The organism is Bradyrhizobium sp. CCH5-F6 (genome assembly GCF_001556045.1).
Classification (GTDB): domain Bacteria; phylum Pseudomonadota; class Alphaproteobacteria; order Rhizobiales; family Xanthobacteraceae; genus Bradyrhizobium.
Map to the genome: position 1 here is coordinate 129840 of NZ_LSIC01000101.1, position 11039 is coordinate 140878.

Sequence of the window (11039 nt, forward strand, 5' to 3'; positions counted from 1 at the left end):
GTGCGTTGATAGCAGCCTACACGGTTCCCCCCATCTACGCTGCCTTTGTGTGGTGGTTCAGCACCGGGGCCGTGCTTTTGCTGGTCGGACGTTCGGGACGGTTCGAACTGTCGCGAGCGTCCCTGGCAATTGGTCTGCTCGCCGGGTCGCTCGGCGGCCTCGCGCTGACCGCCGGCGATACCAGCGTCGGTGGCGCGTACACGGCCTTCACGTGCATGATCTTGCTATGGGCTGCGCAGGAGATCGCCTTTCTCGCAGGATGGCTGACCGGGCCGCGGCCAGAGCCCTGTCCGTCCAACGCGACGGGCCGGTCGCGCCTCGGCTTTGCGTTGCAGGCCATCCTCTATCACGAGTTCGCCTTGCTGGCTTGCGGCGCGGCCGTCGTCGCGCTGACTTGGGGCAGCCCCAACCAGGTCGGTCTCTGGACGTTTGCGGCGCTTTGGGTGCTACGGCAAAGCGCCAAGATCAACCTCTTCCTCGGCGTTCCCGTCACCAACGACGAGCTGATGCCGGACGCGGTGCGTTTCCTCAAGACGTTCTTCACGCGCGGGCCAGTCAGCGCCTTTTTCCCGGTCTCGGTTACGCTCGCCACCGCGATCCTCGTCATCATGATCCAGCGCATCGCCGAAGTCGCGGTCACGCCTTTCGAGATTGTCAGCCTGACGCTGGTATCGACGCTGTTTGCGCTCGGCGTTGTCGAGCATTGGTTCATGCTGCTGCCGCTGCCGGCGATCACGCTGTGGGGCTGGGGCATGCGCTCGGGTTTCCCGCCGGAGGACGTCACCATGGAACAGGACCGAGACGCCAGCACCACCGAAGCGCCGCCCAATCTCGTCGTGCTCGCGGATGTGCGCCCCGATGTGGCGCCTCCGAAGCTGTCACAGGGAGCCTGCGCGCGGCAGCGTCTCGAAGAACAGTTCCGCAAGAGTTATCGCGAGCAGCAGGCAAGAGAAGGCCTGACGGCGGCTCACACGATCTGTCCTGAGCCGGCGGCAACGATCAAGGGGAGGACGTCATGAACTACGAAGCCTATTTTCGCCGGCAGCTCGAAGGTCTTCATCGCGAAGGCCGCTATCGCGTATTTGCCGACCTCGAGCGCAGGGCAGGCGCGTTTCCCCGCGCTAAACATCATCATCCGAGTGGCGCCGGCGAGGTCACCGTCTGGTGCTCCAATGATTACCTCGGCATGGGCCAGCACCCCGCGGTGCTGAAGGCAATGCACGAGACGCTCGACAGTTGCGGCGCGGGGGCCGGCGGCACCCGCAACATCGCCGGGACCAATCACTATCACGTGCTGCTGGAGAGGGAGCTGGCCGACCTGCACGGCAAGGAAGCGGCACTCCTGTTCACGTCGGGCTATGTTTCCAACATGGCGTCGCTGAGCACGCTGGCGTCGCGGATGCCGGGCTGCACAATCCTGTCAGACGAGCTCAATCACGCCTCGATGATCGAGGGCATCAGGCACAGCCGCAGCGACACGTGTATCTTTGCACACAATGACCCGCGCGACCTCGAACGCAAGCTCGGCGATCTCGACCCGCATGCGCCGAAGCTGGTGGCCTTCGAGTCGGTTTATTCGATGGATGGCGATATCGCCCCGATCGCCGAGCTATGCGATGTCGCGGACGCGCACAACGCCATGACCTATCTCGACGAGGTCCACGGCGTCGGCCTTTACGGACCAAAGGGTGGCGGCATCGCCGACCGCGAGGGCGTGAGCCATCGCCTGACCGTGATCGAAGGCACCTTGGCAAAGGCGTTTGGTGTCATTGGCGGCTACGTCGCGGCATCGGCTACGATCTGCGATTTCATCCGCAGCTTCGCTTCCGGCTTCATCTTCACTACGTCGCTGCCGCCGGCGGTCGCCGCCGGCGCGCTCACCAGCATTCGCCACCTGAAAGCGAGCGCGGCGGAACGCGAGCGGCATCAGGATCGCGTCGCGCGGCTGCGTAAGCGGCTCGACGAGGCGGGGGTTGCTCATCTGAATAATCCCAGCCACATCGTGCCGGTCATGGTCTGCGACCCCGTGCTGTGCAAGCAGATCAGCGACGTGTTGATCGACCGCTATGGCATCTACGTCCAGCCGATCAATTACCCGACCGTGCCGCGCGGTACCGAGCGGCTGCGGATCACACCGTCGCCGCATCACACCGATGCCGATATCGAGCATTTGGTCAATGCGCTCGCAGAGATCTGGGCGGAGGTCGGGCTCGCCAAGGCAGCTTGATCTGCTGTTCTCAGGCAATTGTATCAGCGCTTGGAGCCGATGGATGGCACGATAGGCGAGTTGTTTGCGAGCCCCGATCGATCATGCGGAAGTTGATGAAGTTTCTTCATACGCTGGGAGCTATCGGCGTTGTCGGCGCGGTCGCGTGCTTTATTGTCATGGCAGGCTACGCGCCCGCACCGGGCGCGATCGCGCAATATGCGCCGCTCAGCGTCGCGACGGGCGCAGTGGCCACCTGGATCTTCATGCCGTCCCTCGGGCTCACTCTGGTGGCCGGGCTGTTGGCCATCGCCGTGAACAGGGCCTTTCATGACGCCGGTTGGGCATGGGCAAAATTGGCGATGGGCGTCCTCGTTTTCGAATGGGGATTCGTCTCCGTGGTCGGTCCGCTCCAGCATGAAGCAGAGCAAAGCGCGCGAGCTCTGGCCGGCGAGATCGATCCCGCCACGCTCGCCGGCGAATTGGGGACGCGTCGGGCCACGCTTTGGGTCTTTTTGGCCATTGCGATGGCAAACATCGTTCTCGGAGTGTGGCGGCCGCGGCTCACTCGGTTGCCGGACTAGATCTCCTGCGTGAACACAAGGAGTATCTGTGCGATGGCAACCCGGATCGAGATGGATCATTCGGGCGATCTGCGTCACCATTTCGACCGCCATAGACACGCGTGCCAGCGCTGAGGCGCGGCGCCGCTTCGAGACCTTGACCGCGGCTGGCTTTACGGCCGCGGTGCGGACGCCCGCCGCGAGGGTGTTCCCGCATATCCTTCTAAGAGACCCGGCCATTCCCAGCGCCGGCTAACGCTGACAGATCCTTGCCAATCAGTGCTGAATCTGTAACGGGGTCAGAAGTGTGATCGCTGCCTTGTTGGCATGAAGATTGCTGTATTTTCGGCATGACCCGCGTTTCTTGCCTCAATTGCAATAAGCCGCGGGGCGGGCGGAAGGGCCTATGAGGATGCCATGCAATCATTGATAGCCGACAAGAAGCCTTCAGCGGAAACGTGGCGGCTGTCCGAAGATTCGATGGGACCTTGGCGGCATTTTGACGCCGGTCGCGAATTGCGGCTGATCGCCGGGCAGACGCTTTACCACCAGGGTGAAGTGTCCACATACTTCTATCTGATTATCAGTGGCAAAGTCGAAGTGTCGATGGTCCGCGAAGACGGCAGCTATTTCATGGTCGAGATCATGGGGGCGGGGGCGCTATGTGGTGAAGGTGCCGCCTTCGATGGCATGCCCCGATTTTCATCGGCAGTCGCGACCTGCAATACCGTCGTCAAACGTTTTGATGCGTCCAGACTGCACGAAGCGTTTCAGGAAGCTCCAGAGCTCGCCTTGTCCCTGATCCGCGTTCTCGCCGCCAAGCAGCGTATTATGTCGCGTCGTGCTCAGCATTTGTCTGCGCCGTCGCCGGAAGTCAGGATTGGCGACCTCCTGTTGAGATTGGCTGAAACCTACGGACGGGCCGATCAACCGACGCGACTGGTGCCCATCACTCTCACGCATGAGCAGATTTCGACGATGACAGGGACGTCGCGGGTCACAGTCACGCGCTGGCTCACCAAGATGCGCAAACTGGGCGCGCTGATGGTGGTCGATGGGACGGTCTATATTAAGGACGCCAATCTGATCCCGCGCTGAGGCGCAAAGCCATCGACGTGTGTCTGTAGATACAAGGGCCGGGATCGACGGGACGTATAGCTTGCATCTCTTTCAGATCAAGGGATGCAGTAGATGACCAAGCTTGCGCTCGAAATACCGCCGAACTCGGAGATTTTTGATGGCACCCGCCAACTGTTCGAGAATTTCGGCTTCTCGCCTGCCGTTCGCGCCGGCGGACTGCTGTTCATCTCCGGGCAGGTCGGCCTGCGGCCTGATGGTTCGATACCTGAGACCATCGAGGAGCAGACCGAGTGCGCATTCCAGCGAACGCAGGAAATCCTTCGGCTTTCCGGTCTCGATTTTTCCGATCTCGTGGAAGTTGTCAGCTACCACGTAGACATGGCCGTCAACATGCCGGGCTTTCTTTCTGTAAAGAAAGCCTTCACGATGAAGCCGTATCCCGCCTGGAGCATGGTCGGCATCGCTGCGTTGGCGCGCCCGGCTTTCAAGATCGAAATCCGCAGCGTCGCCGCCTTTCGTAGCTGAATCGGAGAGACCCTTGCGTCAACGTGTTTTGGGACGATCCGATCTGAAGACCGCTCCGCTGATCTTCGGAGGCAATGTCTTTGGCTGGACTGTCGACGAGGTCCAATCGTTCCTGTTACTCGATGCTTTCGTCGCGGCCGGATTCGACATGATCGACACCGCCGACATGTATTCGAGCTGGGTGCCGGGCAATCGCGGGGGCGAGTCGGAAACGATCATAGGCAACTGGATGGCCAGCCGGGGCAATCGGGCGGCCGTGCAGATCTCCAGCAAGGTCGGCATGGCCGAAGCCGCCGGACGAGGAGGGCTGTCGCGTGCGCGGATCGTCGAAGGGGTCGAAGGCTCGCTGCGCCGATTGCGAACCGACCGGATCGATCTGTATCAGTCGCATATCGACGATACCGTGACGCCACTCGACGAAACCCTTGGAGCGCACGAACAGCTGATCCGGCAAGGCAAGGTCCGCTATATCGGTGCGTCGAACTATTCCGTCGAACGGCTCAAGCAGTCGCTCGACTGCAGCTTGCGCCGACATGCACCCCGCTACGAGACGCTTCAACCCCTCTACAATCTGCATGACCGGTCGTCGTTCGAAGGCGCCGTCGAAGACCTGTGCGTCGCGCAGGATATCGGCGTGACAACCTATTCGTCGCTGGCAAGCGGCTTCCTGAGCGGCAAATATCGCTCGCTCGCCGACGTCGAAGGGAGCCCACGCGCCAAGGCGCTGAAGACCTACTGCACCCCGCGAGGCGAGCACGTGTTGCAGGTGCTGGATTCGGTCGCGGGAGAATACCGAGCTTCCGCCGCCCAGATCGCACTGGCCTGGGTGTTGGCGCGGCCGGCCGTAACGGCGGCCATCGTCAGCGCAACCAGCGTCCAGCAATTGCACGAGCTGATCGGTAGCGTCGCTATCCGGCTCGACACGGCCGCAATGGCCAAGCTCAATGCAAGTGGAATCCAGGAGCAATCACCATGATGAAGATCGGCATCCTTCTGTTCGAGGGCGTTGAGGAGCTCGATGCAGTCGGCCCGTATGAAGTGTTCGCCTGGGCCGGCGTGAAGCGCGAGGATTTCGTCACTGTATTCACAGTGGCGCAGACGATCGATCCGGTTCGCTGCAACAAGGGCATGCGCGTGCTTCCCGACTACAGCTTCGAGACCGCGCCGGACCTAGATGTCCTGCTGATTCCCGGTGGTTCAGGCATCATGAAGCAGACCTCGAACGAGGCCATTCTTGCCTATGTCCGCGAACAGGCGGCGCGTTGTGCCTGGGTCACGAGCGTCTGCACCGGAGCCTGGTTGTTGGCCGCGAGCGGCCTTGCGGCGGGAAAACGTGTGACGACCTATTGGGGCTTGACCGGCGAATTGCGCAGGCTGGACTCCTCGATGAAGGTTCTGGACGACGTGCGCTTCGTGCGCGATGGCAACATGGTGACATCCGCCGGCGTATCTGCGGGGATCGACATGGCTCTATGGCTGATCGGCGAATGGGCGGATCCCGCTTTCGCGCGTTCGGTGCAGAAGGGGATCGAGTACTTTCCCGCGCCGCCTTACACGGCTCTGGTCTAACGGGGCCACCGGTTTCCACGTGGGTGACTGGTGGCGCAAGCGACGGATGGCGTGATGCTCTACAGAGACTTTGCGACGCAGGAACAACTCGACGCGCAGTATCTCACCGCGTCGCAGCTCGCTGATCCGGCTGCATTCATGCGGCAAAGGCAGGCGGACAGCGACGAAGCGCGTCGCTTGCTTCCGCATTTGCTCGATGTCGCCTATGGTCCGACCCGGATCGAGCGCATGGATATCTATCCGGCGGAGCAGTCGGACGCGCCGATGGTGATGTTCATCCATGGCGGGTATTGGTCGACACCATCCATCACCAAGGACTTCTATGCCTGGGTCGCGCGGGGTCTGCAGCCGCAAGGCATCACGACGCTGGTTTTGGATTATGCATCCTGTCCGCAGGTGACCCTTGACGAAATCGTGCGGCAATGCCGGGCCGCGGTGGAGTGGACTCACAAGCATGCACATTCGTTCGGTGGGGATCCGGCACGCCTCTATGCGGCAGGCCATTCCGCCGGTGGTCATCTGGCTGCCGTGCTGGGGCTCACGCAGTGGGAATTGGACTATGAGCTTCCGTCAGATGCGGTGAAGGGCGCGTTCGCGATCAGCGGGCTGTTCGATTTGACGCCGTTTCCTTACACATGGCTGCAGCCGAAACTGCAGCTCAGTTGGGCGGAGGTCCGACGTCATAGCCCGATTGCGCATGTGCGTCGGGGCGGCGCACCAATGGTGCTGGCTTACGGCGAGCTCGAGACCGCGGAATTCCATCGGCAGGCTGCCGACTTCCGAGCAGCATGTGCCTCCGTGTCGATCCCCGCCGCCCTGCTTTCACTGGAAGGTTGTCTCCACAATACGGCGATCGACGGCTTCTCCGATTCGCAGAGCTTGCTTTGCCGGGCGTTGTTCAGGTTGATGGGATTGCCCACGCCGGCCTGATGGCAGGCTCCAGCGAGCCTTGTTGAAGCGGGCGTCCGTCGCCTCGTCAGATGCGAGTATTGGGCAGCGGTTCCAAACCAAGCTCGATGCGCCCGCAATTCTCGCTGATCGGTTCCGGCTGCAGCAGAATATGCGAATACATTGCATGGAAGTCGCGAAGCAGGCGCTCGAAAGGCGTCCCTGTGGGGATGATCTGCCCCCCTGCGGCGGAGAACAATTGCTGGCATGCAGCCATCGCGCTTCTGGCGATCATCACGATACGAACGCGCATTTCAGCTTTCATCCGGAGCGTCGGTACTCCGCCGCCCGCGGCAGCGGGCGGTGCCTCGGCCTCGGTGATGAGGGCGCGACAAGCCAGGGTCACGGTGGCGCGTGCCTGTGCGAGATAGGACATCGCATGCGGATCGCGATGATCGGGGTTGGTATTGTGCAGGCGCCGCATCAGGAAAGCTTCGAATTCATCGACGATCGCGCGGGCTACGCCAAGCGACGGCGCCAGGATCGATGCCGCAAACAAAGCATTGATCGGATAGCTGTCGAGACGTTCGCTACAGGTGCAGTCCGGGTGTTTTCCTCCCTGCTGCAACAGGGCCCAGTCCATGAGGCGATAGTCTGGAATGAAGGTCGTCGGCAACACCACGTCCTTGCTTCCGGTTCCGCGCATGCCGAGCACGTTCCAGCTGTCGTGGTCGATGCTGAAACGGGTTTTGGGAATGAGCGCGAAGAAGGTGCGGACAGGATCTCCGATCGGGACCAGCACGCCGACCCAGTTCGCCGCATCGATGCCCGATGCATAGCCCCAGGCACCGCTCAAAGTGATGCCGCCCTCCGCGTGTGAAGCCACGAGGTTGCGTGGGACGGCGCCAGTCAGGGCCGATACGACGAGGCGATTGCCGTCGAAGAGCTCGCTCTGCGCACGGTCGGACAGGCGCGTCAGCATGACGACATTCGCCGCGCACAGCGAGATCAACCAGGCGGCAGATGCGCTGCCGCGGGCGATATCGAAGATGATGTTCCAGGCCTTGTCGGGCGTCAGCCCGAGACCGCCATGGTGTTCCGGCAGCGTGAGCTTGAAGAGGCCGGCCGCATGGAGACGTTCGATCACGTGCGGAGGAAGGCGCTTCTGATCCTCTATCTCTGCGGCTTGACCGCGGAGCCACGCGACCAGTTCAGGCAGGTCGTCCAGCAGAGCCGTTTCGTGCGTGGTGGTGGACCGTGCGGCTACCTTCGTCGTGGTCATGAAGCGCTCCATTTCTTGCAATGTAGCGTCGTGCCGTGTGGTGAAGTGTATCTGACGATACGAAGGCCGGAGCGAAAAACGATTGCGGTTGTAGTCTGCGATACCGGGCGGCGAAAGCGAGAGTGCCAGACTGCGTGGATGATGAGAACATACTCCGACGATTTGTCCCGCAGCCGTGAATTCCGCAGACTGATGGGCCGTTTTCCGACTGGCGTCTCGGTCGTGCTGGGAAGCCAGGGCGAGGAGTTGATCGGGCTGACGATCAATTCCTTCACCTCGGTCAGCCTCGATCCTCTGCTGCTGTTGTTCTGCGTACGGCACGAGAGCCGGAGCGCGGCCCGTCTGAGGGACTGCGCGGTATTTACCGTCAACTTGCTCGGCGAAGGTCAATTGGCGGCGTCGCAATATTTTGCGGGTAGTCGCGCGTCGGAGCCGCCTCCCGAGGTCGAAAGAGACGGCGAGCTAGTGTGGTTGAGGCATTCCAATGCGTCGTTCTGCTGCGAGCTGGAGGCAACCCATCCGGCGGGTGACCACATGATCATCGTCGCGCGTGTCACCGCGTTGATGGGACCGGAACGTTCGGCGCCTCCGCTGGTCTATCATGAAGGGGCCTACGCCCGTCTGGCTGATCGCAATGACGAGCAATCGCCGATGCTCGCGGACGCCCGACGGTGACCGCCGCTCGGCCTTCCAGCCTGTCACGGGCCTGGCGGACCGCGGCTCTCCATTGTGTCGTGATTCTCTGCTGGAGCTGCAGCTGGTACGCTTCGAAGTTGCAGAGCGGCGGGGTCGATGCTTTCGTCTCGCTGGTCTGGCGCTTTGGAATTGCCGTGCCGCTGATGTTCGGTTGGGCCATTCTCGGCAGGCAGAAGCTGAAGTTCGGCTGGAGGATGCACTTGGGCTTCGCTCCGGTCGGGGCCTTGATGTTCTCCGCGAATTTCGCCTTCGCCTATTACGCGGTCAAACTGCTGCCGTCCGGCCTGGTCTCTGTCATCTTCTCCTTGTCGACCGTTACCAACATGGCGCTGGTTGCCGTGATCTTTCGTCAGCTGCCGGGCCTCAGATCATTGGTGGGAGCGGCCTTCGGCGTCGGGGGCCTGACGTTGCTGCTTTTCGGCGACGTCCCCTCGATCGATGGGGCTTCTAGCTATTGGGCGGGCTTCTTGTGCGGCCTGGCCATGACGCTGACGTTCAGCCTCGGCAATGTGGGGTCAGCCTGGGTGCAGCGTCGCGGCGTGCCGGTGATCTCTGCTGCGGCTTGGTCGATGTTGTACGGTCTGCTGTGGTCGATCGGTCTGGCATGGGCGTGCGGCACAACCTTCGCGATAGACATGTCGATGACTTATATCGGGTCGCTTCTTTTCCTCGCGCTTTTCGGGACGCTGTTCGCATTTGCCGCCTATCTGGAGTTGCTCTGCGCAGTGGGTCCCGCACGTGCGGCCTATTGCACGGTCTGGGCTCCGATCGGTGCGCTGGCGATATCCTCCCATTTCGAGCAGTTCAGCTGGACGGTCGTTGCCGTGGGCGCGGTTGCCCTGATTGCGGTAGGCAATATTCTGGTTCTTTCGCCCGGGGGCGGCCCCGGCAAGCAACGAGATGACGCAGCCGAGCCTGGGAGAATTGCGGCCTGACGACCCTTTGGGTATCGGTAGATACAGGAGCGGGGGGAGCCAGCGCCTAAGGTTGATCTACAATTCATCCAACTGAATGAGGTCAATCATGAAATTTCGCGAGATTGCAGGAAAGCTGTTGACCGTCGCCACTTGCCTTGCGGCCCTGGCGCCCTGGAGCACCTTTGCACAGGGCAGTGTGAAGCCGGAACTGCGTATCGGCGTCGTCCTCGCGGCATCGGGTGGCGCGGCGTCGATCGGTCTGCCGGAGCGGTCCAGTGTGGCGCTGCTGGCGGATCAGCTCGCAGATGCCAAGCTTCCCTTCACCGTGAAGATCGTCTCGTATGATGATGCATCGGATCCGACCAAGTCAGCCAACGCGGTCCGGCGTCTCATCCAGGAAGACAAGGTCCATCTTGTCGTTTGCTGCACCACGACCCCGAGCTCGCTGGCGGTCCTCGACATTCTCACGTCGTCGAAGACGCCGTCGATCACCCTTGCGGCGGCTGCTTCTGCCGTCGAACCCGTCGCCGAGCGAAAATATGTCTTCAAGGCCTCGGCCACCGACCGTCTGATGATTGAGCGTATGCTCGACGAGGTCGGTCGCCGCAAGGCGACGCGTCTGGCGGCGGTCTTCGCCGACGACTCCTATGGCGAGAGTGGATTGAATGCGCTGAACGGCATGATCCCTGCCAGCAAGCTGAACTTGACGGCAACGGAGCGGGTGGCGCGAACCGATACCAACTTCACGTCGCAGGCGCTGCGCGTGCGGCAGTCTAATCCCGAGGTCGTCTATATCCATACCTACACGCCGGCTTGCTACCTGATGCAGGATGCGCTGCGCCGCGTCGGCTATACCGGCCCGATCATCCAGTCGCAGGGCGCGGCAAGTCTCTCGTTCCTGACGCTGGGCGGCAAGTCGGTGGAGAATACCGCCGTGATCGTTTCCCCGGTCATGGTGCTCGACCAGCTTCCTGCCAGCCATCCGATGAAGCCGGCGCTCGAGGAGTTCGTGACGACCTACGACAAGAAGTATGGTGAGGCCAAGGCTGACAACTACTCTGCGATGGGATGGGACACGATCAAGCTGACCGTGCATGCCTTTGGCCGCCTGGTCGACAAGGGAACCGATGTGAGCAACCTCGACGCGACGCGTGAAGCGTTGCGCGACTCCATCGAGACGACGACGAACTTCGTAGCCGCCTCGGGCATCTTCAACTTTACGCCGCAGGACCATGTCGGACTGGACCGCAAGACGGCGCTGCCGATGTCGGAAATCCGGAATGGGAAGTTCACTCTCATCAATCCGTAGAAGG

The 11039-nt window shown here is 61.9% G+C and carries 12 protein-coding genes; 11 read left to right on the forward strand and 1 reads right to left on the reverse strand.

The genetic code is table 11. The features are described from left to right. The first annotated feature begins 8 nt into the window (after window positions 1–8). From puhE to AX729_RS18575, 8 genes are all read left to right on the forward strand, one after another. On the forward strand, window positions 9–1019 hold the full coding sequence (gene puhE, locus AX729_RS18540) for a putative photosynthetic complex assembly protein PuhE (RefSeq protein ID WP_061025651.1): 1011 nt from the start codon (window positions 9–11) through the stop codon (window positions 1017–1019). Beyond that, on the forward strand, window positions 1016–2227 hold the full coding sequence (gene hemA, locus AX729_RS18545; RefSeq protein WP_061025559.1) for a 5-aminolevulinate synthase: 1212 nt from the start codon (window positions 1016–1018) through the stop codon (window positions 2225–2227). The genes puhE and hemA overlap by 4 nt, the downstream gene beginning before the upstream one ends. A gap of 83 nt (window positions 2228–2310) precedes the next feature. After that, window positions 2311–2790: a hypothetical protein gene (locus AX729_RS18550; protein ID WP_061025560.1), complete on the forward strand. Its 480-nt coding sequence runs from the start codon at window positions 2311–2313 to the stop codon at window positions 2788–2790. Between the two features lie 396 nt (window positions 2791–3186). Next, window positions 3187–3867, forward strand: a complete 681-nt coding sequence (locus AX729_RS18555; RefSeq protein ID WP_061025563.1) for a Crp/Fnr family transcriptional regulator — start codon at window positions 3187–3189, stop codon at window positions 3865–3867. A gap of 93 nt (window positions 3868–3960) precedes the next feature. Continuing rightward, complete coding sequence (locus AX729_RS18560) at window positions 3961–4374, forward strand: RidA family protein (protein WP_061025564.1); 414 nt, start codon at window positions 3961–3963, stop codon at window positions 4372–4374. A 28-nt stretch (window positions 4375–4402) separates the two neighbouring features. Further along, entirely contained in the window at window positions 4403–5350 is a 948-nt protein-coding gene (locus AX729_RS18565) for an aldo/keto reductase (RefSeq protein WP_349643761.1), read from the forward strand. Further along, window positions 5347–5943, forward strand: coding sequence for a DJ-1/PfpI family protein (locus AX729_RS18570; protein WP_061025569.1), 597 nt, complete (start codon window positions 5347–5349; stop codon window positions 5941–5943). Before AX729_RS18565 ends, AX729_RS18570 begins: the two co-directional genes overlap by 4 nt. A gap of 54 nt (window positions 5944–5997) precedes the next feature. Beyond that, complete coding sequence (locus AX729_RS18575) at window positions 5998–6873, forward strand: alpha/beta hydrolase (RefSeq protein ID WP_063817261.1); 876 nt, start codon at window positions 5998–6000, stop codon at window positions 6871–6873. Window positions 6874–6919: 46 nt separating this feature from the next. Here AX729_RS18575 and AX729_RS18580 read toward each other — a convergent pair whose 3' ends face one another. After that, on the reverse strand, window positions 6920–8113 hold the full coding sequence (locus AX729_RS18580; protein ID WP_197433623.1) for an acyl-CoA dehydrogenase family protein: 1194 nt from the start codon (window positions 8111–8113) through the stop codon (window positions 6920–6922). A gap of 45 nt (window positions 8114–8158) precedes the next feature. On the opposite strand from AX729_RS18580, the gene AX729_RS38720 reads away from it, so the two are divergent. The 3 genes from AX729_RS38720 (at window position 8159) to AX729_RS18595 (ending at window position 11035) form a co-directional block, all read left to right on the forward strand. Then, a complete protein-coding gene (locus tag AX729_RS38720; protein ID WP_197433624.1) occupies window positions 8159–8788 on the forward strand; it encodes a flavin reductase family protein in 630 nt (209 codons plus the stop codon). Between the two features lie 59 nt (window positions 8789–8847). Beyond that, the gene (locus AX729_RS18590; protein ID WP_245325262.1) at window positions 8848–9744 is read left to right on the forward strand and encodes a DMT family transporter; all 897 of its coding nucleotides are present in this window, start codon (window positions 8848–8850) and stop codon (window positions 9742–9744) included. An 88-nt stretch (window positions 9745–9832) separates the two neighbouring features. After that, a complete protein-coding gene (locus AX729_RS18595; protein WP_061025581.1) occupies window positions 9833–11035 on the forward strand; it encodes an ABC transporter substrate-binding protein in 1203 nt (400 codons plus the stop codon). Window positions 11036–11039: the final 4 nt, after the last annotated feature.

Bases quoted from the DNA above. Each gene is read 5' to 3' on its own strand.
- AX729_RS18550 (WP_061025560.1), top strand. From the start codon at position 2,311: ATGCGGAAGTTGATGAAGTTTCTTCATACGCTGGGAGCTATCGGCGTT.
- AX729_RS18575 (WP_063817261.1), top strand. From the start codon at position 5,998: ATGCTCTACAGAGACTTTGCGACGCAGGAACAACTCGACGCGCAGTAT.
- AX729_RS18570 (WP_061025569.1), top strand. From the start codon at position 5,347: ATGATGAAGATCGGCATCCTTCTGTTCGAGGGCGTTGAGGAGCTCGAT.
- hemA (WP_061025559.1), top strand. From the start codon at position 1,016: ATGAACTACGAAGCCTATTTTCGCCGGCAGCTCGAAGGTCTTCATCGC.
- AX729_RS18555 (WP_061025563.1), top strand. From the start codon at position 3,187: ATGCAATCATTGATAGCCGACAAGAAGCCTTCAGCGGAAACGTGGCGG.
- AX729_RS18580 (WP_197433623.1), bottom strand. From the start codon at position 8,113: ATGACCACGACGAAGGTAGCCGCACGGTCCACCACCACGCACGAAACG.
- AX729_RS18595 (WP_061025581.1), top strand. From the start codon at position 9,833: ATGAAATTTCGCGAGATTGCAGGAAAGCTGTTGACCGTCGCCACTTGC.
- AX729_RS18560 (WP_061025564.1), top strand. From the start codon at position 3,961: ATGACCAAGCTTGCGCTCGAAATACCGCCGAACTCGGAGATTTTTGAT.